Source organism: Variibacter gotjawalensis (genome assembly GCF_002355335.1).
GTDB lineage: Bacteria > Pseudomonadota > Alphaproteobacteria > Rhizobiales > Xanthobacteraceae > Variibacter > Variibacter gotjawalensis.
Window position 1 is genome coordinate 2,776,729 of the sequence record NZ_AP014946.1, and the last position, 23,819, is coordinate 2,800,547.

Sequence of the window (23,819 nt, forward strand, 5' to 3'; positions counted from 1 at the left end):
GTATTACTTCACGGCAATCGCCGAGATCTCGATCTTCACGTCGCGCGGCAGACGCGCGACTTCGACCGTTGCACGGGCCGGGGGCGCGCTCTTGAAGAACGTCGCGTAGACCGTGTTCATCTTCGGAAATTCATTGAGGTCTTTCATGAAGACCGAGGTCGAGACGATGTTGTCCATCGTCATGCCGTCGGCTTCGAGGACGGCTTTGAGATTGTTGAGCACGAGCGTCGTCTGGTCTTCGATGCTCGCGGTGGCGAGCACCTGCTTGGTCGCCGGATCGATTGCGATCTGTCCCGCGAGATAGACCGTATTGCCGACCTTGATGGCTTGGGAGTAGGGACCGATCGCCTCTGGCGCTTTCGGCGTCGAGATCACATCTTTCTTCAGAGCCTGCGCCATCGCGCTGCCGCCGACCGCAATGGCCAAAACCGTGGCCAACGCGAGGATCGTCTTCTGATTGTTCTTCACGACCGTGCCCTCTCAAACGAAAACTCAAGAAAAACCGCGACTTGCGGCGATCTGGAGCGTAGGATTGGCACGGATTATGCGTCAATGCGGCGTCATGTAGCGGTGATTCAGTAGCGAACGATCTGCCGCGCGGGACGTTATACTAATGACTATCGAATCTCACTGGGAACAAACCGCGCACTTTTCGAAGCACGCGGTGAAGTAGGTTATGCATCAAATACTGACTCTGCCGGAAAAAGAGCTTCAAGTCGTCACGATGGAAGAGCCGCCCGGATCGTTGAAAAAGTCGCGCCGGCCCATGAGCGCCGACGACTTCGATCATGCGGCGAATGCGATCCTTCTCGACGTCGATGGAACGCTCATCGAATTTGGCCCGACGCCGCTCGACGTGCATGTTCCGCCAAGTCTCAAACACACATTGTCGAAGCTGCGCGACAAGCTGGGCGGCGCGCTGTGCCTCGTCAGCGGACGTCCGCTCGAACATCTCGACATCCTGTTTTCGCCGCTCAACGTCGCCTGCATCGGCGGTCATGGTGCGGAAAACCGTCTCGCTCCCGGGCAGGTACTGAGCGCGACGGCCGCGCCGATCGATCCGGAGCTGCGCAATCGTTTGCTCGGCATTGCGACGAACACGCCGGGCGTTCTCGCCGAGGGCAAGAAGTATTCGCTCGCGCTCCATTATCGTTTGGCACCGGAGCAGGAGGAGTACATCCGCAGCGAGATCGAACGCATCTGCGCTGACTTCCCCGCTGACGCTGTCGAGGTGCTGCCCGGCAAAGCCGTGTTCGAGATCAAGCCACGCGCATTCAATAAAGGCGTCGCGGTGCGCGCACTGATGGAAGTGCCGCCGTTCAAAGGCCGCAAGCCGATCTTCCTCGGAGATGACGTCACCGACGAGAGCGTCTTCTCGATGCTCGGCGAGTTCAACGGGATCGGTTACTCGGTCGGCCGCGATCTCAACTTCACGGAAGGCACATTCGCGACGCCGCGCGAAGTTCGTCACTGGCTGTACGAACTCCAGCGCGGCAACGCGATCTCGGTGTCCTAGTTGGCGCTGGATGGCTTGAACGTCTGCAGATCCTTCAGGAGGTTCGAGTAGATCGCGGCGGAGCGGCGCAGGTGGCTCATCGACGTGTCGCCGAGAAACACCGACCACGTGAAAAACAGATTGCCGTTGTTGAGATAAAGGCGGCTGTAGAGCTTCTCGTTGTGCCACGCGTTCATGTATGCGGCATCGACCGAGTCCTGCTTGCCAAAATTCACGAAGAAGACGACGACCGCGCAGGATCCCTCGTTACAGTTCTGGTGGATCGCCGACACCAGAATGCCCTGGGTTTTTCCGGAGGCGTGCTTGGTGCCGCTCTGCGCCGTGTAGACCTCGACGTCCGAATACCCAGCGGCCTTCAAGACTTCGGCAGTCTGTTCGGGCGTGACGTTGTTGATGAGCGCACCGCCGCCCGCAGCGGGCTGTTGCGCCGGCTGCCCGGGAGAACTCGGCTGCTGGATTTGCGGCTGAGCCACGAGCGGCGAAGCGAACAGGCAAAGACCCAGCACGGCGGCAAGCGACGCATACGAGCGCATTTCTCTATCTCCCTCAATTTCCGCGCGCATGATACCGCGACGGCACGCCCGGACAAGGGTGGCTTCCGCGCGGCGCGGCGTGTAGGGAAGGGCCTATGTCCGAGTCACCCCGCATTGTTTCTTTGCTGCCGAGCGCGACCGAGATCGTCGTTGCGCTCGGTTTTCAAGACAACCTCGTCGGCCGCTCGCACGAGTGCGATTTTCCGCCCGAGATCGAGCGCCTGCCACCCGTCAGCTCGACCAAACTCAAGCAGGGTCTGGCATCCGGCGAGATCGACAAACGCGTCAAGGAAATCGTCGAGTCCGGGCTCTCGGTTTACGACGTTGACGCCGGACTGCTGCGCGACCTCAAGCCCGACTTCATCGTCACGCAGACGCAATGCGCAGTCTGCGCCGTGACGCCGCGCGATCTGGACGACGCTGTCTGTGAATGGACCGGCCTTGCGCCGCGCATTCTCTCCGTCGAGCCGAACGATCTCGGCGATGTCTGGGGCGACATCCGCCGCGTCGGCGATGCGCTCGGCGTCCGCGATCGTGCCGAGGCCGTCGTTGCCGACTTGCAGGCGAGGCTCGTGGCTCTTAATCGACGCGTTGCCGGCGCCGAGCGCCCACGCGTTGCCGCGATCGAGTGGATCGATCCATTGATGGCGGGCGGCAATTGGATGCCGGAGCTCATCCAAATCGCGGGTGGCGAAAGCCTCTTCGCGCATGCGGGCCAGCATTCCCCCTACATGGCGTGGGACGCTCTCGTCGCGTCCGATCCGGAAGTCATCCTGGTCCTGCCGTGCGGCTTCCGCATCGATCAGGCGCTGCGCGATCTTCCCGCGCTGACGAACCGTCCCGAGTGGTCGTCACTCCGCGCCGTGCGCGACGGCCGCGTCGCGATCATCGACGGTCATCATTACTTTAATCGGCCGGGACCGCGTCTCGTCGAGTCGGCCGAAATCATCGCCGAGGTTTTCCATCCGGACCGCGTCGACTTCGGTCACCGCGGCACAGGCTGGATTTCGCTGCAGACGGCGCTCGCCGCTTAGGTCTACGAGGCCGGATTGAGACCCGTAGCCCGGATGAGCAACGCGAAGCGTTCGCGATATCCGGGAGCGGCACTTGCGGCTTCCCGGATGTCGTTCGGCGACCACGCTGCGCGCGCCGCCTCACTCATCCGGGCTACAAAATTAGAGTCCGAGCATCGGCGCGAGTTGCTTGAGCTGCTTGATGTTCATCTTCGGCAGCCCCTGCATCTGAATGTCACCCGGCACCATGCCGCCACCGCACGTCGCGGCGACCCAACGGCCGGCTTGCGTCATCTGCATCGGTTGCGGGCCAGACGGCATGCCGGGCGCGCTCATCGTGGTCGTACCGTCGATCTTCACATTGTAGGCGGATTGAAAATCACCCGAGATGATGGTGCGGGTCGTGCTCGCGACCGGACCCACCTTGCACGTTGCGTCGATGACGATGTTGCCGGCCTCGCGCTTCATTTCGAAACGCTGGCATTTGTCCTTGCCCATGCGAAGGCCGAACTCCATCAACTCCTTGTCGGTCGCCGCGTCGATGCAAGCCTGCATCGCCATCGCGGGAGCGCCCGCAGGCTTCTGCGACTCGATCTTGACCTCCCACTGGCCGGGCTTACGCGGCGGCAGATCGAGCGCCTGCGCCGATGCGAACGATACGGTGCCGGCAAGCGCAAAGGCCATCGTGAGAGCGGTGCGGATCATGAGAACTCCGATTCGATTTCAGCGGCAGTCTAGCCCGCAAGATGGCCGCAATACGCCTTATTCAACCGTGATCTTGGCGTCGCGGGCGACCTTGCCGAACTTCTCGTATTCGGACTGGGTCAGCGCCTCCAGCTCCGCTGCGGACGAACTTTTCGGATTGAACCCGGCCTGCGAGAGTTTGTCCTTCACTTCAGCCAGGCCCAGCGCCTCGACGAAAGCGGCATTGAGCGCTGCCGTAACGGCGGGCGGCATCTTCGCCGGACCGTAGACGCCGAACCACGGCTCGACCGCGTAACCCGGCAGGCCGGCCTCCGCGACGGTCGGAACGTCGGGCAGGGCGGGCGAGCGCGCCGAGCTGGCGACCGCGAGCGCCGTTAGTTTGCCGGCTTTGATATGCGGCAGCGACGCCGGCAGGTTGTCGAACATCGCGCCGAGGTGACCGCCCAGCATGTCGTTGATGCCGGGCGCGCTGCCGCGATACGCGACATGCGTCATCTGCGTTCCGGTCATCTGCGCGAACAGTACTCCGGCGAGATGCATCGACGTGCCGTTGCCGGCGGTGCCGTATTGCAAGCCCGGATTGGCTTTCGCGTGGGCGATGAACTCCGCGACGTTTTTCACCGGAACGCTCGGCCCGACTTCGAGCACGATCGTCGAGGTGCCGAGCAGGCTCACGGCGGTGAAGTCCTTGCGCGGATCGAACGGCACGGCCTTGTAGATGTGCGGGTTGAGCGCATTGGTCGAGATCGCGCCGAAGCCGATCGTGTGCCCGTCCGGCTCAGCCTTCGCGACGGCATCCATGCCGATATTGCCGCCGGCGCCCGGCCGGTTCTCGACGACGACCGGCTGGCCGAGCTTCGCGCCGACTTTCTCGCCGACGACTCGCGCGACGAGGTCCGTCGTTCCGCCCGCGAGATACGGCACGACGAAGCGGATCGGCTTCGTCGGGTAACTCTGAGCGAAACTTTTCGTCGCGATGAAGGGCGAGAGCGAAAGCGCAGCAACGACTGTGCGGCGCGAGAGGCGAGAAGACATGGCAAAACCCCGGCTTGTTCTTATTCCGCCGAACTTGCCGATTTATCGGCGCGGCGCAACCGGCGGCTTGCCGCATGGCGCATCCGCCATGCATTGCGGCGCATTGTATCTCGCCACGAACGCGTCCTATCATCGCCCAACAACAAGAACCGGGAGGCGAACAGCGTTGCCGAGTCCAGCGATCAATCCGGACACCAAAGCCGCATTCACGGCGGGGTGGCCCGACAAACTGCATGCCCTCCTCAAGAGCTACGACGTCAAGCAAGTCGCTTACGTGCCGGACGCCGGACACACGCAGCTCATCCGTCATTGTCTCGCCGACAAGGAGATGAAAACCGTCCGCCTTACGACGGAAGAAGAAGGCATCGGGCAACTGATGGGCGCGTGGCTCGGCGGCGAGCGCGGCGTTCTGCTGATGCAATCGAGCGGCGTCGGCAACTGCATCAACATGCTGTCGCTCTCGACCGTGTGCCACATCCCGTTGCTGATGATCGTCACGATGCGCGGCGAGTTCGGCGAGTTCAATCCGTGGCAAATCCCGATGGGGCAAGGCACGCGCGCCGCGCTCGAAGCCGTCGGCACGATCGTGCTGCGCGCCGACACGGCGGAGAGCCTGCCTGACGTGGTTCAGGCCGCCGCGAAGCTTGCATTCAATTCGAGCCGTCCAGTCGCGGCGCTGATCGGCCAGAACGTGCTCGGCGCGAAGGACTTCAAGGAGCTGACCAAGGGATGACAAAAGGATCGAACCTGCTCCGCCGCCGGGCGGTGGTCGGCGAATTGCTGCGCGATCGCGGCGATCTGCTGTGCATCGCGGGGCTTGGCGCCTCTGCTTGGGACGTCACCGCCGCGGGCGATCATCCGCGCACGATGCCGCTTTGGGGCGGCATGGGCGGCGCCGCCATGATTGGGCTCGGGCTCGCTCTGGCGCAGCCGAAGGAGCGCGTCACCGTGATTACGGGCGACGGCGAGATGCTGATGGGGATCGGCTCGCTTGCCACCATCGCGGTGCAGAAGCCGAAGAACCTCTCCGTCATCGTGCTCGACAACGAGCACTACGGAGAAACCGGCATGCAGGAGACCCACACGCGCTTTGGGGTGGACCTGGTCGGCATGGCCAAGGCGGCCGGGTTCCCGGACACGCGGCTGGTCCAGACCACCGACGAGGTTAAGAAACTCCGCGATGCGGTGCACAACGGCGAGGGACCTTTATTCGCGGTCGTTAAGATCGATCCTGAGAAATTGCCGCTGGTTTTGCCGCCAAGTGAAGGAGCGCACTTGAAAAATCGGATGCGTGAGGCGATCCTGGGCGCGGAGGCGCACCTGGCTTGAAGGCGGCCGTCACAAAGCTGCCGTCTACGAGTGGAACTGTTGCGTTATTGTCCCGTTCGGGACAGGGGCGCGGCATAAAAAAGAACTGAGGAACAGGACTATGCATAGACGATCTTTTCTCTCTGCACTCGTAGCACTGCCGGCCGTCGCGGCCTTCGCAGCTGCCGCGTCCAAGGCAGAAGCACTCGGGCTGACCGAGCAGGCACTCACGCCGACCCCGCACGAGCCGAAGACCGAAGCCGCTGCCGAACAGCAGCCGCAGGAAGTCGCCGCTGCCGAGCAGCCGATGGATGAAGTCTCGAGCCAGTACTACTACTATCGCCGCCGCCGCTATCGCCGTTACTACGTGCGCCGCCGCTACTACGTCGTGCGCCGCCGCTACTGGCGCCGTCGTCGTTACTACTGGTAATCGGGCCGCGGTCTGATCAGAGAATTCCCTCGCGGGCGAAAACGTCCGCGAGGCTTTCCCCCCGCCGAAGCGCTTCTTCGGTGCGGTTCTCTCCTTGAAGTTTCTCCGCAGCCGCCGCGAACACTTCGCGCTCTATCGCTTGCGGAATGATCACCACACCATCCGCATCGCCGAAGACAAGATCGTTCGTCCGCACATCGACGCCGGCGATCTGCACCGGCACGTCGATCGCGACGACTTCGCCGCGACCTTTCGAATCGAGCGGCGAGATGCCGCCGTGAAACACCGGAAAGCCCGCGACGCGAATGGCGCGGATATCGCGCACCTGTCCGTCGGTGAGACAACCCGCTGCACCGCGCGCGAGCGACGCGGTCGTTAGCAAACCTCCCCACGGCGCAATGCGACCCGAGCTTCCGCAGGCGAGCACGCAGACATCGCCGGACTTGAGATCGTCGACGAGTTTGATCTCGAGCTCGTAGGGATTGCGATCCGTCGGCACGTCGTAGACGTCGCGATAGATGCCGGTGCGCGCGCGGCCGAACAGCACCGTCTCTTCGTCGAGCGGACGAATGCGCGACGGCAGCGCCTGATTGCGATGCCCGAGACTGTCGAGCACATCCGAGATCAGTGCGACGAACATGTTCTCGCGGACGAAAGCCGTGAGGGCGGGGAGGTCTTTGGTGTCCGGCACCATCAGATAGTCTCCGTGCCACACCACTCGGCGACGAACAACGCCATCGCCTTGGTCGTATCCTTGACGGACTTGAGGCTGACGCGCTCGTCGTAGCCGTGCACGTTTTCGCCCTTGCAGCCGTAATTCAGCGTCGGAATTTTGTCGTAGAGCGCATAGACCCGCGCATCGAGATACGCGGTCGACACGCCGCGGCCGAGCGGCCGGCCGAACACGGCCTCATGCGCACGCCCGAGGGTCGCCTCGGCTTCGCTTCCGGGCTTCAGGCGATAGCCTTCGGCGAAGAAGCCGTTGAACGTGATCTTCGGCGGCGTGTTGGCGAAGGCTTTGTCGCTGCGCGCGAAGGCCGCGATGCGCTGCTCGATCTCGCGCGCCGCATCGGCCGCGTGCGTGCCGGGCAGGATCGAGATGCGGCAATCGACATGCGTCCAGCACGGCACGGACGATGCCCAATCGCCGCCGACAATTTTGCCGATGTTGAGATTGATCGGATGCGGATGATCCTTGAAATCCGGATCGTCGCTCTTCTTCGCGTTCCACTCTTCCTCGAGTTTGCGCAGCTCCGCGATGACACGGAACGCCTTGTCGATCGCGTTGACGCCGGTGCCCATGTCGCGCACGTGGACCGGATGGCCTTCGACATCGAGCGTGAACCACAGCACGCCTATATTCGCGCTGGTGACTTCCTCCGCCATCGGCTCCGGGATGAGCGCAGCGTCGGCCTTGTAGCCGCGCAGGTGAGTCATCAACGCGCCGTTACCGGTCGACTCTTCCTCGACCACGGACTGAACGTAGACGGTGCCGGCCGGGCGCACGCCGGCCCGGCGCAGCGCGTCGAGTGCGAAGATGTTGCCGGCGCAGCCCGCCTTCATGTCGCAGGCGCCGCGGCCATTCATCCAGTCGCCGTCGATCACCGGATCGAAGGGTCCATGCGTCCACATCGCGGTCGGCCCGGTAGGCACGACGTCGACGTGGCCTTGCATGATCAGCGAGCGGCCAACGTCGTTCTTCGGCCGGTTGATGCCGACGACGATCGGCGCGTCCGAATGCGTGTCGGAAAATTTCGACCCGCCCGGATGCGCCGAGATCGCATCGCGATCCATCGCGAAGCGATCCATCGCCATACCGCGATCGCGCATCGCGCGGAACATGAAATCCTGCATCGTGTGCTCATTCCCGCGCGTCGACGGGTGGCGCACCATCTCCTGCGTAAAAGCAACTTGTTCGGAGAAGCCGTCTTCGACCGCTTGGATGATTTTGTCACGAAGGGCAGGCGAGAGTGTCATGCGGAATTGGTCCTGGCTCGTTTGCCAGGACTGTGCCGGGTGGTGCCGCCGGGGTCAAATCGTCGAGTCCCCGCATCTCGCTTGAGCGCTATCGGATTTTCCAGAAGCGTTTTGCTTGCGCCACAAGAACGCTTGAGGCCTTGGGCGCGACGACGAGCGATCCCAGAAGCGGTCCGGGTTCTTGCTCGAGAGTTTCGGGCTTGCTCCAGGTACGCCCGCGATCCGGCGTCGACCACCGATAGATGCGCTTCACCTCGGCGCCGTTTCGCTCGAATGTGGCGCGCCCGATGAGGGCGCCTTTGCCGACCGCATCCACGTTGAAATCCGAAAAGTCGACGTATTCCCCGGCATACACCGGGTCGTTGAGTTCGTCCGGAAACCGAATATCGGCGCACGCGATGCTGGTTAGGTCATCTTGCGCCGTCAGCACCGTGAAGCTTTGGCCCGGACCTTCGCGCGACAGCATCGAGAATACGATGACGGTGCCGGATTTCCGGTCGTAGCGCACAGCTTGAAGCCCTCCGCCGCTTTGGACACCGTACGCGCGCCAGTCATTCCCGCGTTTGACTAGCAGCGACACGCCGCCCGCATCGACCGACGTTTGCAGCACCATGAAGGCGTTCTTGCCGACGGTGTCGCCCTCGTAGGATGCATCCTTCATCAGCGCGCGAGCCGATTTTTTCGTGAGCGTGATCTGCTTGCCGCATGTCCAATCGGCCGGACCGCTCGGCAAGTCGGAAGCGACGGCCGGGCTTGCGGCAGACGCAATCGCGACTGCAATGGTAACGGCCCAGATGGATCGGATGCGCATCGTTCAAGCCGTCGTATACGAGATCGCGGCGTAAAAGCGTTTTGCGTGACCCTCGATGATCGTTGCCTTGTCAAGCCGGTTCACGATCCGCCGTGCATTGTACCAATCGTCGGCGGTCGTATTGAAGTAATCGGCGAGCTTCTTACCCGTGAAGGTGCCGAGAACCATTCCGTCGAAAATGATCTTCGTGGCGACATCGAGCTGGAGCGCGAGATCGGGACTGCCGACGAGGTCGACGTTGAGGCGCGCTTTCCAATCCGTGTAGTTGGCCCGGCCGGTGAGCTGGACAAAGCCGCGACCCGGAAACTTCTTGCCGTCGCCGACTTCGGTATTGCCAAGCGCCGCCGCAAGTTGCGGGTTGTTGCCCGACTTGTCGTAGCGCTTCATGAAGTAAGCGTCGCTGCCGTATTCTTTGATCGGCTGCATCTTCTTGTCGACTTCGTGAAAGGCTGTGCCGAGCACGTAGGCGAGCCACCGATCGTCCTTCTTCGGATATTTCGTTTCCCAATAGTCGAGGAGGGCGCTCAATCCCTCGACCTGTTTGGCTTTCAGGGTGCCGCCGTAAAGATCGTTGCGGACTTGATCGAAGAAAAACTTCCGATTGATCGATGCCATGAAATGTCCGTGCAAAAATATGCGATCGAAATGGGAGCGAGCCATATTCATTTGGGTTGTGAGATGCGGGGCTCCGGCAAATTGCGGGGCCGCTTCGTCGCCCATCAGTGCGGGCTCACTCCAATGCAATGACGAATAAAAAGTAATATAATATCGCGACAGTATGGGACGGTGTTTTAGCGCGCAACAAAAAAGCGCCGCAGCGGGCGCTTCCTTGCCGCGTACAAATTGTCGCGTCTTATAGGGCGTGCCGCAGATCCGGCGGTGTTGCTTCCGCAACCAGCGCGTCGAGCGCTTCCGCGTAGCTCACAGTCTGTGACGCTTGGCTGCCGAGACGCCGCACCGAAACGGTGCCGTCCGCGGCTTCCTTCTTGCCGACGACGAGCAGGGCCGGGACCTTCACGAGCGAGTGTTCGCGGACCTTGTAGTTGATCTTCTCGTTGCGCAGATCGAGATCGACGCGCAGGCCGCGCTTCTTGGCTTCCGCAACGAGCGTCTGCGCATAGTCGTCCGCATCCGACGTAATCGTCGCGATCACGGCTTGCGTCGGCGCCAGCCAGAGCGGGAAGTGCCCGGCGTGATGCTCGATCAGAATGCCGATGAAACGCTCCATCGATCCGCAGATCGCGCGATGCACCATCACGGGCGTCTTCTTGCTGCCGTCCGCGTCGATGTAGAACGCGCCGAAACGCTCCGGAAGATTGAAGTCGACCTGCGTCGTGCCGCATTGCCAATCGCGCCCGATCGCATCGCGCAGCACGTATTCGAACTTCGGCCCGTAGAACGCGCCTTCGCCCGGATTGATCTCGGTCTTGATGCGATTGTTGTCGCGCGCGATCCGCCCGAGCACGTCCGTCATAACCGACTCGGCGTGATCCCACGCTTCGTCGGAACCGACGCGCTTCTCCGGCCGCGTCGACAGCTTCACGACGAGATCACCCTCGAAGCCGAAGTCGTCATAGACCGAGAGGATGAGGTCGTTGATCTTGAGGCACTCGGCCTCGAGTTGATCCTCCGTGCAGAAGATATGCGCGTCGTCCTGCGTGAAGCCGCGCACGCGCATCAGCCCGTGCATCGCGCCGGACGGCTCGTAACGATGCACGATGCCGAACTCGGCGAGGCGGATCGGCAATTCGCGGTAGCTCTTGAGGCCATGCTTGAAGATCTGCACGTGACCCGGGCAGTTCATCGGCTTGATGGCGAACCAGCGCTTGTCCTCGGCTTCGTCGCCGGCGGACTGAGCCGCGAACATATTCTCGCGGTACCAGCCCCAGTGGCCCGACGTCTCCCACAGCGACTTGTCGAGCATCTGCGGCGCGTTGACTTCGTGGTAGTCGCCCGCGAGGCGGCGGCGCATATAGGCGATGACCGACTGAAAGATGCTCCAACCTTTCGCATGCCAGAACACGACACCCGGGCCTTCCTCCTGAAAGTGGAAGAGGTCGAGCTCGCGGCCGAGCCGCCGGTGGTCGCGCTTCTCGGCTTCCTCGAGTTGGTTGAGGTAAGCGTCGAGCTCCTCTTGCTTTGCAAAGGCGGTGCCGTAGATGCGCGTCAGCATCGGATTGTTGGAATCGCCGCGCCAGTAGGCGCCCGCGACCTTCATCAGCTTGAACGCATTGCCGACCTTGCCGGTCGACGTCATGTGCGGACCGCGGCAAAGGTCGAACCATTCGCCCTGATTGTAGATCTTGATCGGCTCGGTGCCCGGGATCGCGTCGACCAGCTCGACCTTGAAGGCCTCGCCCTTATCGCGAAAAACCTGCTTCGTCTTCTCGCGCGACCAGACATCTTTGGTGAACGGCGCATCGCGCGCGATGATCTCGCGCATCTTCTTTTCGATCGCGGCGAAGTCGTCCGGCGTGAACGGCTCGTTGCGGAAGAAGTCGTAATAGAAGCCGTTCTCGATCACCGGGCCGATGGTGACCTGAGTGCCCGGCCAGAGGGCCTGGACGGCTTCGGCGAGCACGTGCGCGGCGTCGTGCCGGATCAGCTCCAGCGCACGCGGGTCCTCGCGGTTGATGAATTCGATCTTGGCGTCTTGATCGATCGGGTCCGAGAGATCGGCAACGACCCCATCCAGCGCCATCGCAACCGTGCGCTTGGCGAGCGAGGGGGAAATGCCCTTCGCGATATCCAGACCGGAAATGCCGTCGGGAAATTCACGGCGTGCGCCGTCCGGGAAGCTCACAGCGACCATCGTCAGCTCCTGTTTGCTCACTCCCGCGAACGAGCGCGGGTAAGCGGATGAAGCGTCCGAGTAGCCGACCTGACGCATCATTTCAACTCCACAAAATGGAGGACGGCGTCCGTCCGGGCGCGTGATAAAGTCGAGCCATTGCTTCCAAGCGCTTATTTAATCGGGTGGCCCATGGTGGCGCGTGTCGCAGGCGTGATTTCGGCCCTCTATGAGTTCGTCATCTGGCTCCAGAATCCGGGCTGGTGGCTGCAGACACTATGGCGCTGGGGACGGGTTTTTTGGGTGTGCCGCGTGCCGGCCGCGAGTGCGTTCTGCGGTGGCTACCTTCTCGCAGCGACGCCGCAGGCGCGCGATCTCTTCGCCGACCTCGGAATGCGATGGTGGCAGTGGCTGGCATTCTTCGGTTTCGTGTTCGGCTGGGCATGGCTCGTCCACGCGTCGGCGCGTCGCGCGCTGCAGCAGGACTATTGGGTGCCCGAAGCGCACACGGAAGCAGGGCTCTCCGACACGACGCGCTTGCGGTTGCAGATTTTGTTCTTCGTGCCCGCAGTCCTCGTCCCGCGCATCCTCGGCCTCGCGGTCTTCGTGTTCATCGCGAGCGCGATGGCGCGCACCGCGGCCAACCTCAATACTGCGCTTTATCTGCCGGAAGCCGCCGCCGCTGTTGCGTTGATGAAATGGTTGATCGGCGGACTCGTTGTCGTCGCCTTCGTCTATATAGGCGCGATGTGGCGGCCGCGAACGGAGTGCGACTGGCTTCCGCCGGGCCCCGGCAATCCTGAGCCGCCATTGCTGGCGCACGCCAAGCCACTGGTCAGCGAAGCGGTCGACACGTTGCGGCATGTGACGCGGGGCGAGAACGGGTCACGCTCGTCATATCTGCTGGGTGCGCTTCGCAGCGTCGTCACCCTCCTGCTGATCTTTGCGCTCGTTCAGCCGCACATCGTCGCGAGCTGGATGCCACGCTTGTTCTTCGCGCCGCTTTTGTTCGGCAGCATCGTGCTGCTGGTCGGCGAGCTCGCGCTCTGGGCGCATCGTTGGAGAACGCCGCTGTTGCTGCTGCTCGTGCTGCTCTCCGCCGGGCTGCTGTGGTTCTTCGATCGCTTCCACGATGTCCGCTGGATCGACGCATCGGCTCTGAACACGCCGGTCACGGGGCCGGAGCGCCAGATCGGAACGCGCGCCGCGGTCGAACGCTGGATGGTGGCAAACAACTGTTCGGGCGCCGACTGTCCGCGCCCCATCATCATCGCGGGAGCGGGCGGCGCGAGCCGCGCCGCATTTCTCACCGCGAGCGTGGTCGGCGCGCTGATGGATCTCGGCCGCAATCCGGCGACGAAGGCCGAGTACGGAAATATCCGCAATCGGATCTTCGCGATCTCGTCCGTTTCCGGCGGCTCCGTTGGCGCTCTTACGGTGCGCGCGGCACTTGCCGATGCGGCGCAGCGCGGCGACCCCGATAAACCCCCATGCACGGCATCGGGAACAGGCTCGTGGTTCGGCTTTGACGGCCGTCGGCCGCGCGAAGCCGGCTACGATGCGACGCGCTCCTGGCGTGACTGTTTCCAAGTGCTTCTCGCCGGCGATTATCTGACGCCGGTGCTCCTCGGCCTCGCAGTGCGCGATCCTTTTCCGCTCGGCTCGCCGCTCAGCGGAATGCCGTTTTGGGACGATCGCGCCGCGTTGCTGGAGCAGGGGTTCGAGCGCCGTTACCATCGTCTGACGTCGGCCGACAATGAACCGCGCAGCTGCGGCAATGTGAACGGCGGTAAAGCCGAGCCGGCTGACAAAACGGGACTGTGCCGGCCCTTCGGCTGGCATCCCGATCCGAAGCAAATCCAAGGCGCTTGGCTGCCGCTGCTCTTCATCAACGGCACGTCCGTCGCGGCGGGCCGGCGGATCATCGTCAGCGACATTCGCGTCGGCGACAAATTCTTCAATCCGAAGAAACCGGAGCAACTCGTCCCGTTGTTTCCGCTGGCGCACGACTTGAACGAGATCCGCGCGTGGGCTCCGCCGGTCACCAGCATGTCTAAAGGCGGCATCGCGCAGAAACAGGACGACCCGCGCGACACGACGCGGGACATCCGCCTCTCGACCGCCGCGACGATGAGCGCGCGTTTCCCGTTGATCTCGCCGCACGGCAACCTTCGCGATCGCACCGGCGATGTCGTCGACCGCATCGTCGACGGCGGCTATTTCGAGAACGATGGCCTCGCGACGGCCGCCGACCTAGTCCAGGCACTGCGCATGTTCGGTCTATTTCCGGTCGTTATCCGCGTGGTCAACGAGCCCGTCGCGCGCCGGGCCGAAGATCGGCAGTTGGGACCGGACCGCCCGGACATCCCGAACGACGGCGAAGGCTCGGTTTTCGACGGCGTGACCTCGATTTTCCGCGCGCTGACGGCTGTGCGCTCCGGCCACGAGGAAGGCCATGCGGCCTACCTGCGCTCGGTGATCGACAATCACGACTTCGTCCACGAATTCAATGTGCTGTCGTTGATCGCTTCAACGACGGTTGCGGTGGGCCGCAAGCGGGCATTCCGGCGGAACGAGAATCCGCTCTGCCGCCACGACATCAAAGAGGAGGCGACGCTGGAGCATGTTTCTATGAGCTGGTGGATGTCGCAGCCGGTTCAGGCCTATCTCGACGCCCAACTGTGCGTGCAGGCGAACACGGCTCGGCTGCTGTGCGAATTGAGGAACGGCAAGAAGAGCGACGGACTAACCTGTCCGATCACGCCGGATTAGACGGAGTCGTTCTCGTCCCGCGCCAGCGGCCGTAACGCCAGGGCAGGTACCAGCGCGAGCGTTCGGGCAGGGCGGCCGGCGGAAAATCGAGGCCCGACGTACCCCACGGTTGGCAACGGCAGAGCCGCGCCAGCGTCATCCAGCCGCCGGCCCAGAAGCCGAAGCGCGCGAAGACCTGCTCGCTGTAGTCCGAGCAGGTCGGCATATGCCGGCAGTGGAAGCCGATCAACGGCGACAGGGTAAGGCGGTAGGCGCGCACGAGCCCGCGCGCCAGAAATTCTGGCCCGCGCAGGATCGCCGGTCGTCGCGTTTCGCATGATCCGCACATCGGCGATCAGGTATCACAAGTCGGGAGTGAGAGTGCAGTCGCGGGTCGTGCACTGCGGCGGAAGAGGCGTCGTCGGTACGCCGTCGCACGATTGTCATCCACTGTTGCATTCCGGTAGCAGGCGTGACGAAGCCGCCACAGCGATTTCCGCGCGCGATGCTCGCGACGAGAATGCTTTTGCTATCAACGCAATCGTAACGATGATGGAGCAGCGGCGCTGACCTAACGGCGGCGCAGGGACACCAATTCCTGATACTTAAGTTGGTTCCCGCCTCACGACATTTTTCTTTGCTGTGCAGCATCGACACGAGATAATCGTCGCAACAAGAGTCGTGCTTCGGAGGTCGATCGGTATGCGCTACCGCCTGATACTGGCGGCGCTGTTGATGTGTGTTCCGTCGCTCGCGCGCCCTCAGGCCGAGGTGCCCGCGGCTTCCGAACCGACTTCTATGCGCTTTGAATGGATGCGGGAAGGCCCGGCGCGGGCCTGCGGCAGCACATGCCGCGAGTGGATTTCCGCTTCCGGCCCGATCACGGCCGATACCGCGAAAGACTTCGAAACGTTTCTGGAAGGCCGCGACGCCAAGGGCGCGACGGTGGTGCTCGACTCGGGCGGCGGCGCCGTCAACGCAAGCCTCGAACTCGGCCGCAAGTTCCGCGAACTCGAAATCCGCACCACGGTGGGCCGCTCGGTCCGCCTGAGCGGGGCGAACAGCAAGCGCGCCAAGATCGCCAACGACGGCGAATGCGCCTCGATGTGCGTCTTCGTGATGCTGGGCGGCGTTCACCGCACGGTGCCGGCCGAGGCCCGCATGTCGGTCCACCAGATTTGGCCGGGGAACAAGCGCGGCGATTCCAGCGCCGAGAGCTATACGGCCGAGGAACTCGTCCGCATTCAGCGCGACGTCGGCCGCATCGCGTCCTACACGGTCGAGATGGGCGGCGACATCGGCCTATTCGAACTCGCCATGAAGATCCCGCCGTGGGAGCGCCTCCGTTCGCTCTCGCAGGCCGAGATGCGCCGCCTGCGGCTGCAGATGCTCGACACGGTCGCCGAGTCGGCAAGCTCCGGCGCGACCGCGCCGGTGCGCCCGGCGCCGGTTACCGAGCGCAGCGTCGGCACGGACCGTGGCTGGACTTTCGCCGACGGCCGCCTGTCGCGCCGCCACGCGATCACGTGGGAAGGCGATGAGATCGGCCAGTTTGAAGTGACGCTGGCCTGCGAGACGCCGGGCAAGCTCCGTGTCGCCTATACGGACAACCGCACGATCGCGAGCGATGCGCCGCTGCGCTTGCAGGACGTGACGCTGTGGTTCGGCCGCGACCGCGTCGCCATGAAGGTGCAATCGTCCGAGACCGGCGACGCGCAGGATCTCCGCACCAGCGCCTCCGGAATCGTGACTGTCACGGCGCTCGAGCGGATGCGCGACGAGCCCGCGAATGCGCTGACGATCGGAACGCGAACGAGCGATAACCTGCGCACCAGTATCCGCGTCGGCAGCGTCGGTCTGGCGAAGGCGTATGAGGGCCTTGCGGCTGATTGCCGGAAGTAGTCGATATGCCGGGCAGGTGTTCGGCCTCATCCTGAGGAGCATGGCGGAGCCATGCGTCTCGAAGGATCGAGGCCGCCCATCCTTCGAGACGGATCGCTGCGCGATCCTCCTCAGGATGAGGGCAGAGGTTGCGTCGAAGATATCGGTCAAGCCCGGCAATGACGGCGCAGGGGACAGCTCCGCCGCTATACTTCAAGCCATTCCTTGCGGACTTCGTCGTTGGCTTTCAGCTCGGCCGGCGTGCCCTCGAACACGATGCGGCCGTGACCCATCACGTAGACGCGGTGCGAAATATCGAGCGCGATCGACAGCTTCTGCTCGACCAGCAGAATGGCGACGCCGCGCCGCGCGATCTCCGAAATCAACTCGCCGACCTGTTTCACGATCAGCGGCGCCAAGCCTTCGGTCGGCTCGTCGATCATCACGAGCTCGGGCTCGCCCATCATCGTGCGGCACATGGTAAGCATCTGCTTCTCGCCGCCCGACAGCACGCCGGCGGGCGAGTCCGCGCGCCGCGCGAGGTTCGGGAACATGTCGAGCGAGCCCTGGATGGTCCAGTTGCCCTCGTGCCCGGCTTTCTTCATGCCGAGCATAAGGTTCTGCCGCACCGTCAGGTCCGGGAAGATGTCGCGATGCTCCGGCACGTAGCCGATGCCGAGCCGCGCGATCTTGTGGTTCGGCAGACCCGCGATGTCCTGGCCCTTGAACTTGATCGTCCCGTGCGGGCGCACTTCGCCCATGATCGCTTTGACGGTGGTCGAGCGGCCGACGCCGTTGCGCCCGATCAGGCTGACGACTTCGCCGCTGTTGATGTGGATGTTCACACCCTGAAGGATGTGGCTCTTGCCGTAATATGCGTGCAGGCCGGAGACTTCGAGCATCAGGCGGCCTCCTCGCCGAGATAGGCTTCCTTGACGCGCTTGTCGGCGCGGATTTCGGCCGGCGTGCCTGACGCGATGATCTGTCCGTAGACCAGCACCGAGATGCGATCCGCGAGCCCGAACACGACGCTCATATCATGCTCGACGATCAACAGCGTGCGGCCTTCCGTGACCTTGCGGATCAGTGCGACGGCGCGCGCGGTCTCGTGGTTGCTCATGCCGGCGGTCGGTTCGTCGAGCAGGATGACCTTGGCGCCGCCCGCGACGGTGACGCCGATTTCGAGCGCGCGTTGGTCCGCATAAGCAAGAAGGCCGGCCGGCGTATCGCGTACCGAGCTCAAGCCGATGAGATCGAGAATCTCTTCGGTGCGCTGTTCGACATCCTTCATGCCGCCGATGAAACGCCAGAACACGTAGCGATGCCCGAGCGCCCACAGCGTCGCGCAGCGAATGTTCTCGTACACGCTCATGTTGTGGAAGATGTTGGTGACCTGGAACGACCGCGACAGGCCCGAGCGATTGATGACGAACGGCTTCTCGCCGCTCGCTTTCACGCCGTTGACGATGATCTCGCCCTTGGTCGGCGCGAACGCACCGGAGATGAGATTGAACAGCGTCGACTTGCCGGCGCCGTTCGGCCCGATGATCGCGTGGCGCTCGCCGGGCTTCACCTCGAGCGAGACGTCGCGGATGATTTCCGCCGGGCCGAAGCTTTTGAAGACGTTGCGAAGGGAAAGGGCGCTGTCGCTCATGGCGTCACCTCCCGCAGGCGCATCGCGGCGCCGAGCGAACCGCGCCGCCGCCAGCGTACTGCGATTGTTATGAGCGCGATGCCGCCCGCCATGATGACGAAGGCCGCGAGCCAGTTCATCGGGTTGGTGTGGACGAAGTCGACGCCGAGCGCGCGGAACGGTTTCCCGGCCTCGCGCACGCGATACGCCATCTCGATCGACATCACGGCGCCGAAGAACGCGATCAACCCGCCGACGGTGCCGAGCAGCCAGGCCGGCAGCTTCTCGCCGATCTCACCTTTCGCGCCTGCGTGGATGATGCGCGCGATGATGCCGCCGATGCCGAACGGCGCGAACAGCACCATCACGACGAAGAGGAGGCCGAGATAGAGCTGCCAGACTTGCGTGTAGTCGGAGAGCATCGACTGCATGAAGGTGATGATCGCAGCGCCAAGGATCGGCCCGAAGAACACGCCCGCGCCACCGATGAACGTCATCAGCAACACGAGGCCGGAGCCGTGCGCGCCGAGCGTTTCCGGATTGATGATCTCGAAGTTCACTGCCGAGAGCGCGCCGGCGAGGCCCGCGAAGCCGCCCGAGATGAGGAACACGAGATAGCGCACGCGCTGCGGATCGTAGCCGATGAATGCGACGCGATCCGGATTGTCGCGCACCGCATTGGCGAGCCGGCCGAGCGGCGTGCGCGTGAAGGCCCACATCGCGAGCGTCGAGATGAACATCCAGAATGCGATGAAGTAGAAGACGTTGATCTGCGGTCCGAGCGAGAAGCCGAAGACTTTGAGGCCCGACGAGCGGTCGCCCGAAATGCCTTCTTCGCCGCCGAACAGCGAGACGAACATGAAGCCGGCGGCCGCGACGAGCTCGCCGACACCGAGCGAGATCATCGCGAAAGGCGTGCCGGAGCGCCGGCACGAGAACCAGCCGATGACGGCGCCGGCGACCATGCCGGCCATGAAGCCGACGATCGGCACCGCGAAGACCGGGATGCCGAGCTTTTGTGCTTTGATCGCGACGATGAGGTGGATCGCCGCGTAGCCGCCGAGCCCGAAGTAGACCGCATGCCCGAACGAGAGCATGCCGGCTTGACCGAGCAGCATGTTGTAGGCGAGGGCGAACACCACCCAGATGCCCATCACGTTCATCACGGTGATCGAGGTGCGCGATGTGAAGAACATCGGCAGGACGATCAGGAAGACCGCGAAGGCGATCCAGACAAGGAGCGTGCGAAGGGTTTGGCTCATGACTCGCGCGCTCCCATCAGGCCGCGTGGTCTGAAGATCAGCACCAGCACGAGCAGCAGGAACGGCAGCATCGGCGCGACTTGCGCGAGCGTGATGCGGCCGAGATCTGAGCGGTTCGACACCGCGATGCCGAAGCGCGCCAGCAGATCGGCGAGCGAAGCATCGACCGCGACCGCAAAGGTTTGCACGAGGCCGATCAGCATCGCTGCGACGAAGGCGCCGCCGAGCGATCCCATGCCGCCGACGACCACGACGACGAAGACAATGGGCCCGAGCGTCAACGCCATCGCGGGTTCGGTGACCAGCAGCGCGCCGCCGATGACACCGGCGAGGCCCGCCATCGCGCAGCCGACCGCGAAGACGCCCATGAAGACGAGCGGCACGTTATGGCCGAGATGACCGACCATGTGCGGGAAGGTGAGCGCGGCCTGCACGATGAGGCCGACGCGCGTGCGCTTGAGAAGCAGGAACAGCGCGATGAACATCAGCACCGCGACCACCATCATGAAGACGCGGAAGGCCGGATACTGCGTGCCCCACAATGTGAAGAGCGGTTGCTGTAGGATTGCTGGCGGCGAGTAGGGCACCGGGTTGCGGCCCCAGATCAGCTTCACGATCTCTTCGATCAGGAAGGCGATGCCGAAGGTGAAAAGCAATTCGGCGACGTGTCCGTGCTTGTGCACGTTGCGCAGGCCGAAGCGTTCGACCAGCGCGCCGATCGCGCCGACCAGAATGGGCGCGAGGAACATCGCGCCCCAGAAGCCCGTGCGTGCGCCGATCGCATACGCGAAGTAGGCGCCCAGCATGTAGAAGCTCGCATGCGCGAAGTTCAGCACGCCCATCATCGAGAAGATGAGGGTCAGGCCGCTCGACAACATGAAAAGGAGAAGGCCGTAGAGCGTCCCATTGAGGGTCGAAAAGACAAATGTCTCCATGCGCGGAGGCTCCGAAATCGCAACGGCTTCAGGAAAAATAAAGGCGGCCGGTTATTCTCCGGCCGCCGCCTGTCGCTTTAGCTTGCCGGCCGCTGCATCTTGCAGGTGGTCGGCGTTTCGGTCGCCTTGGCATCGATCTTCGCGTCTGTCTTGAAGCCGAAGCCGGTGTTTTCCAGATCGAACTTCACACCCTCGGCAAACGTCGAGATGAAGAGCGGCTGGATGAGCTGGTGGTTATCCTTGCGCATCCAAGCCTTACCGGTCGGCGTATCGATCTCGAGGCCTTCGAGCGCCATCGCGATCGCCTTCGGGTCGGTCGCGTTCGCCTTCTTGGCCGCAGCGGCCAACATGTCGAACATCACTTTGACGCGGAAGTAGTAGTAATCGAGGTTGTACTGCTTCTTGAAGTCGGTGACGACGTTGTCCATCCCGATGTCCGGGATGTTCGAGTGCCACTCGGTGATCTGCTTGACGAGACCGACGGCGGACTTGCCCATCGCGGTCGGCGCGCCGAGGCCGCCGCCGTAGTAGGTGAAGAACGGCACGTTGAAGCCGGTGTCCGACGCTGCCTTGATCAGCAGCGTCATGTCGGTGCCCCAGTTGCCCGTGATCACGGCCTGAGCGCCGGCGGCGCGCATCTTGGTGATGTAGGGGACGAAGTCGCGGACGCGGCCGAGCGGATGCAGTTCGTTGCCGACGACTTCGATATCCGGGCGCTTCTGCTTGAGCATCGCGACCGACGATTCCGACACCGACTTACCGAACGAATAGTCCTGACCGATGACGTAGACCTTTTTGATGTCCGGAAGCGTTTTGATGTAGTCGGTCATCGCCCCCATTTTCATGTCGGCGTCGGCATCGAAGCGGAAGTGCCAGAACGTGCACTTGTCGTTGGTGAAGGACGGATCGACCGCGGCGTAATTCAGGAAAAGCACGGCCTGCGCCGGATTGCGCTCGTTGTGCTTCTCGACCGCCTCGATGATCGCGGCCGCGACCGACGAGCCGTTGCCCTGCGTGATGAAGCGGAGGCCCTGGTCGATCGCCTTTTCGAGCTGGATGATCGCTTCTTTCGGATTTGTCTTCGAATCGAAGCCGACGACTTCCATCTTGGCGCCGTTGAAACCGCCTGCCTTGTTGATGCGGTCGGCTTCGTATTGGAACTGCTTGAGACCACCGTCTCCGACGTTGGCGAACGGACCCGAAAGCGGATCGATGTAGCCCATCTTGATGGTGGCACCCTGCGCAAATGCAGGCGCGCTGCTCAGCGCGGTGGCGGCAAGACCCGAAGCAACAAATTGACGGCGATTAAGGCGCATTCCATATCCCTCCCAAGGATATTTCGCACGTGCGTTCGTGCGAATTGATTGTCCATGACGGCTTGTAACCCTCGCCGTCGTTGGAGGCATACTGACTACGCGCTTCGCGATAAGTCAACGCGCGGCGGCGCACACCAAAGGTGTTGTGATCGGGAGGGTGTATGCCGCGACGTGCGGCGTCTCGCGCCGCGAGCTACGGCGTCTCGCGCCGCGAAATCGTCAACCGGCTTTGCGCTTGGCTTCGATCTGATCGATCGCCGAGACGACGGCGTCGAAAGTGAGCAGCGTGGACGCGTGGCGTGCCTTGTAGTCACGTACCGGCTCCAGGACGCGGATATCCTCCCAGCGGCCGCCATCCGGCGGGCTGCCGTTCTCCTTGAGCATCTTGCGCACGGTCTCGCGCAGCGCACGCAGTTCATCGGCTTTCGCCCCGACAACATGCCGGGCCATGATGGAGGATGACGCCTGGCCGAGCGCGCAAGCCTTCACGTCATGCGCGAAGTCGGTGACCTCGTCGCCGTTCATCTTGAGATCGATGGTGACCGTCGAGCCGCACAACTTGGAATGGGCTGTCGCGCTCGCATCCGGCGATTCGAGCCGCCCGATCCGGGGGATGTTGCCGGCGAGTTCGAGGATTTTGGCGTTATAGATGTCGTTGAGCATGCGAAATCGCCGAAATGGCCGGGTCGAGGCGGATTGAAGGGCACCCGGATGCTCTTATATAGTTGAGGTCCGGCCAAGTTGAAGCGGCCGGATCGGGGTTCACAGCCCCGCCAAAACCAGAATGCGGCGTCGGCCCGAAGCCATGACCGCCCGGTGACACATCCGGCCTCCCGATTTTGGGCAGGCCGGTCGAACGGAGACGCCGTCTATGGACGCGATCATCAAGCCTTTCTCTCGGACTCCGTCCGAGTCTTCCCGCACGCAACGTCCGACCCGTGACGAGGCCGAAGCCGCCGTCCGCACGCTCATCGCCTATGCGGGCGATGACCCGGCGCGCGAGGGCCTGCTCGACACCCCGAAGCGCGTCGTCCGCGCTTACGATGAGCTGTTCGGCGGCTATCGCCTCGACCCGGCCGACGTGCTGCAGCGGACCTTCTCCGAGATCGACACCTATGACGACCTCGTGCTGGTCCGCGACATCCCGTTCGCGTCGCACTGCGAGCATCACATGATCCCGTTCACCGGCAAGGCGCACATCGCCTATGTGCCGGTCGGCGAGGTCGTTGGTCTGTCGAAGCTCGCGCGCTTGATCGACATTTTTGCCAAGCGCCTGCAGACGCAGGAGCACCTGACGGCGCAGATCGCGGGCGCGATCGAAGAGGGCCTGAAACCGCGCGGCATCGCTGTGATGATCGAAGCCGAGCACATGTGCATGTCACTGCGGGGCGTGCAGAAGCATGGCTCGTCCACCGTCACGACCAAGTTCACGGGTTCGTTCCGCGACGATCCGGCCGAGCAGGTCCGCTTCATGACGCTGATCCGTCAGCGCTGATGTCGTCTTCGCGCGAGATCGAAGAGGGGACCGGGCTTGCGCTCAAGTTCGACGCGAATGGCCTCATCACCTGCGTGACCACCGACGCGACCTCGGGCGAGGTGCTGATGGTCGCGCATATGAACGACGAAGCTTTCCGCCGCACGGTCGAGACCGGCGATGCCTGGTACTACAGCCGTTCGCGCCAACAGCTGTGGCGCAAGGGCGAAACGTCCGGGCATACGCAGCGCGTTCGTGAGGTCCGCATCGATTGCGATCAGGATGCGATCGTCATCAAGGTCGAGCAGGTTGGCCCGGCCTGTCACACCAACCGCCGCTCATGCTTCTATCGCGCGATCCCGCTCGGACAGACCGGCACGATCACGTTGAAGATGGATTGATTTGTTGGGGAGGGGTGAGGCTGCTGGTGACGCCGTGTGGCAACGTC

The 23,819-nt window shown here is 63.3% G+C and carries 25 protein-coding genes; 9 read left to right on the forward strand and 16 right to left on the reverse strand.

Annotated elements, in window-relative coordinates; all coding sequences use genetic code 11:
- Positions 1 to 3: 3 nt before the first annotated feature.
- The gene (locus tag GJW30_RS13495) at positions 4 to 468 is read right to left on the reverse strand and encodes a Rid family detoxifying hydrolase (RefSeq protein ID WP_283804843.1); all 465 of its coding nucleotides are present in this window, start codon (positions 466 to 468) and stop codon (positions 4 to 6) included.
- A gap of 208 nt (positions 469 to 676) precedes the next feature.
- Here GJW30_RS13495 and otsB point away from each other — a divergent pair, with 208 nt between their 5' ends.
- Positions 677 to 1,516, forward strand: a complete 840-nt coding sequence (gene otsB / locus GJW30_RS13500) for a trehalose-phosphatase (RefSeq protein ID WP_096356146.1) — start codon at positions 677 to 679, stop codon at positions 1,514 to 1,516.
- On the opposite strand, the gene GJW30_RS13505 is transcribed toward otsB, so the two are convergent.
- Positions 1,513 to 2,049 carry a YbjN domain-containing protein gene (locus GJW30_RS13505; RefSeq protein ID WP_157746758.1) on the reverse strand — a complete coding sequence of 179 codons (537 nt, stop codon included), beginning with the start codon at positions 2,047 to 2,049 and terminating at the stop codon, positions 1,513 to 1,515. The genes otsB and GJW30_RS13505 overlap by 4 nt on opposite strands.
- A 95-nt stretch (positions 2,050 to 2,144) precedes the next feature.
- Here GJW30_RS13505 and GJW30_RS13510 point away from each other — a divergent pair, with 95 nt between their 5' ends.
- Positions 2,145 to 3,083, forward strand: coding sequence for a cobalamin-binding protein (locus GJW30_RS13510; protein WP_096356150.1), 939 nt, complete (start codon positions 2,145 to 2,147; stop codon positions 3,081 to 3,083).
- Between the two features lie 141 nt (positions 3,084 to 3,224).
- Here the strand turns inward: GJW30_RS13510 and GJW30_RS13515 are convergent, their stop codons facing one another.
- Both GJW30_RS13515 and GJW30_RS13520 read right to left on the reverse strand, forming a co-directional pair.
- The gene (locus GJW30_RS13515; RefSeq protein WP_096356152.1) at positions 3,225 to 3,767 is read right to left on the reverse strand and encodes a DUF3617 domain-containing protein; all 543 of its coding nucleotides are present in this window, start codon (positions 3,765 to 3,767) and stop codon (positions 3,225 to 3,227) included.
- A 57-nt stretch (positions 3,768 to 3,824) separates the two neighbouring features.
- A complete protein-coding gene (locus GJW30_RS13520; protein WP_096356154.1) occupies positions 3,825 to 4,802 on the reverse strand; it encodes a Bug family tripartite tricarboxylate transporter substrate binding protein in 978 nt (325 codons plus the stop codon).
- Between the two features lie 166 nt (positions 4,803 to 4,968).
- On the opposite strand from GJW30_RS13520, the gene GJW30_RS13525 reads away from it, so the two are divergent.
- The 3 genes from GJW30_RS13525 to GJW30_RS13535 all read left to right on the forward strand — a co-directional run bounded on the left by GJW30_RS13525 (position 4,969) and on the right by GJW30_RS13535 (position 6,540).
- Positions 4,969 to 5,535 carry a thiamine pyrophosphate-binding protein gene (locus GJW30_RS13525; protein WP_245408745.1) on the forward strand — a complete coding sequence of 189 codons (567 nt, stop codon included), beginning with the start codon at positions 4,969 to 4,971 and terminating at the stop codon, positions 5,533 to 5,535.
- Positions 5,532 to 6,131 carry a thiamine pyrophosphate-dependent enzyme gene (locus GJW30_RS13530; RefSeq protein WP_096356156.1) on the forward strand — a complete coding sequence of 200 codons (600 nt, stop codon included), beginning with the start codon at positions 5,532 to 5,534 and terminating at the stop codon, positions 6,129 to 6,131. Before GJW30_RS13525 ends, GJW30_RS13530 begins: the two co-directional genes overlap by 4 nt.
- 100 nt (positions 6,132 to 6,231) lie before the next feature.
- Positions 6,232 to 6,540 (forward strand): hypothetical protein, encoded by a 309-nt coding sequence (locus GJW30_RS13535; RefSeq protein ID WP_096356158.1) that lies wholly within the window; start codon positions 6,232 to 6,234, stop codon positions 6,538 to 6,540.
- A 16-nt stretch (positions 6,541 to 6,556) separates the two neighbouring features.
- On the opposite strand, the gene GJW30_RS13540 is transcribed toward GJW30_RS13535, so the two are convergent.
- The 5 genes from GJW30_RS13540 to thrS all read right to left on the reverse strand — a co-directional run bounded on the left by GJW30_RS13540 (position 6,557) and on the right by thrS (position 12,140).
- Positions 6,557 to 7,234: an RraA family protein gene (locus tag GJW30_RS13540; RefSeq protein ID WP_096356160.1), complete on the reverse strand. Its 678-nt coding sequence runs from the start codon at positions 7,232 to 7,234 to the stop codon at positions 6,557 to 6,559.
- Positions 7,234 to 8,517, reverse strand: a complete 1,284-nt coding sequence (locus GJW30_RS13545; RefSeq protein WP_096356162.1) for an ArgE/DapE family deacylase — start codon at positions 8,515 to 8,517, stop codon at positions 7,234 to 7,236. Before GJW30_RS13545 ends, GJW30_RS13540 begins: the two co-directional genes overlap by 1 nt.
- A gap of 88 nt (positions 8,518 to 8,605) precedes the next feature.
- Positions 8,606 to 9,328, reverse strand: a complete 723-nt coding sequence (locus GJW30_RS13550; RefSeq protein ID WP_096356164.1) for a hypothetical protein — start codon at positions 9,326 to 9,328, stop codon at positions 8,606 to 8,608.
- Positions 9,329 to 9,331: 3 nt separating this feature from the next.
- Positions 9,332 to 9,943 carry a hypothetical protein gene (locus GJW30_RS13555; protein WP_096356166.1) on the reverse strand — a complete coding sequence of 204 codons (612 nt, stop codon included), beginning with the start codon at positions 9,941 to 9,943 and terminating at the stop codon, positions 9,332 to 9,334.
- Between the two features lie 238 nt (positions 9,944 to 10,181).
- A complete protein-coding gene (gene thrS, locus GJW30_RS13560; RefSeq protein WP_172887641.1) occupies positions 10,182 to 12,140 on the reverse strand; it encodes a threonine--tRNA ligase in 1,959 nt (652 codons plus the stop codon).
- 174 nt (positions 12,141 to 12,314) lie between these two features.
- On the opposite strand from thrS, the gene GJW30_RS13565 reads away from it, so the two are divergent.
- Positions 12,315 to 14,891 (forward strand): hypothetical protein, encoded by a 2,577-nt coding sequence (locus tag GJW30_RS13565; RefSeq protein ID WP_130364476.1) that lies wholly within the window; start codon positions 12,315 to 12,317, stop codon positions 14,889 to 14,891.
- On the opposite strand, the gene yidD is transcribed toward GJW30_RS13565, so the two are convergent.
- Positions 14,878 to 15,219, reverse strand: a complete 342-nt coding sequence (yidD, locus tag GJW30_RS13570; protein WP_096356172.1) for a membrane protein insertion efficiency factor YidD — start codon at positions 15,217 to 15,219, stop codon at positions 14,878 to 14,880. The two genes, GJW30_RS13565 and yidD, sit on opposite strands and share 14 nt — an antisense overlap.
- Before the next feature lie 449 nt (positions 15,220 to 15,668).
- On the opposite strand from yidD, the gene GJW30_RS13575 reads away from it, so the two are divergent.
- Positions 15,669 to 16,772, forward strand: coding sequence for a COG3904 family protein (locus GJW30_RS13575; RefSeq protein ID WP_130364478.1), 1,104 nt, complete (start codon positions 15,669 to 15,671; stop codon positions 16,770 to 16,772).
- Between the two features lie 185 nt (positions 16,773 to 16,957).
- Here GJW30_RS13575 and GJW30_RS13580 read toward each other — a convergent pair whose 3' ends face one another.
- The 6 genes from GJW30_RS13580 to GJW30_RS13605 all read right to left on the reverse strand — a co-directional run bounded on the left by GJW30_RS13580 (position 16,958) and on the right by GJW30_RS13605 (position 22,560).
- Entirely contained in the window at positions 16,958 to 17,653 is a 696-nt protein-coding gene (locus tag GJW30_RS13580; RefSeq protein WP_096356176.1) for an ABC transporter ATP-binding protein, read from the reverse strand.
- The gene (locus GJW30_RS13585) at positions 17,653 to 18,405 is read right to left on the reverse strand and encodes an ABC transporter ATP-binding protein (protein WP_096356178.1); all 753 of its coding nucleotides are present in this window, start codon (positions 18,403 to 18,405) and stop codon (positions 17,653 to 17,655) included. Before GJW30_RS13585 ends, GJW30_RS13580 begins: the two co-directional genes overlap by 1 nt.
- Positions 18,402 to 19,646, reverse strand: a complete 1,245-nt coding sequence (locus GJW30_RS13590) for a branched-chain amino acid ABC transporter permease (RefSeq protein ID WP_096356180.1) — start codon at positions 19,644 to 19,646, stop codon at positions 18,402 to 18,404. The genes GJW30_RS13585 and GJW30_RS13590 overlap by 4 nt, the downstream gene beginning before the upstream one ends.
- The gene (locus tag GJW30_RS13595; RefSeq protein WP_096356182.1) at positions 19,643 to 20,581 is read right to left on the reverse strand and encodes a branched-chain amino acid ABC transporter permease; all 939 of its coding nucleotides are present in this window, start codon (positions 20,579 to 20,581) and stop codon (positions 19,643 to 19,645) included. The genes GJW30_RS13590 and GJW30_RS13595 overlap by 4 nt, the downstream gene beginning before the upstream one ends.
- Positions 20,582 to 20,658: 77 nt before the next feature.
- Positions 20,659 to 21,897: a branched-chain amino acid ABC transporter substrate-binding protein gene (locus GJW30_RS13600; protein ID WP_096356184.1), complete on the reverse strand. Its 1,239-nt coding sequence runs from the start codon at positions 21,895 to 21,897 to the stop codon at positions 20,659 to 20,661.
- Between the two features lie 219 nt (positions 21,898 to 22,116).
- Entirely contained in the window at positions 22,117 to 22,560 is a 444-nt protein-coding gene (locus GJW30_RS13605) for an iron-sulfur cluster assembly scaffold protein (RefSeq protein ID WP_096356186.1), read from the reverse strand.
- A gap of 208 nt (positions 22,561 to 22,768) precedes the next feature.
- On the opposite strand from GJW30_RS13605, the gene folE reads away from it, so the two are divergent.
- Positions 22,769 to 23,392: a GTP cyclohydrolase I FolE gene (gene folE / locus GJW30_RS13610; protein WP_096356188.1), complete on the forward strand. Its 624-nt coding sequence runs from the start codon at positions 22,769 to 22,771 to the stop codon at positions 23,390 to 23,392.
- Complete coding sequence (gene hisI, locus GJW30_RS13615) at positions 23,392 to 23,772, forward strand: phosphoribosyl-AMP cyclohydrolase (protein ID WP_096356190.1); 381 nt, start codon at positions 23,392 to 23,394, stop codon at positions 23,770 to 23,772. The genes folE and hisI overlap by 1 nt, the downstream gene beginning before the upstream one ends.
- Positions 23,773 to 23,819 lie beyond the last annotated feature (47 nt).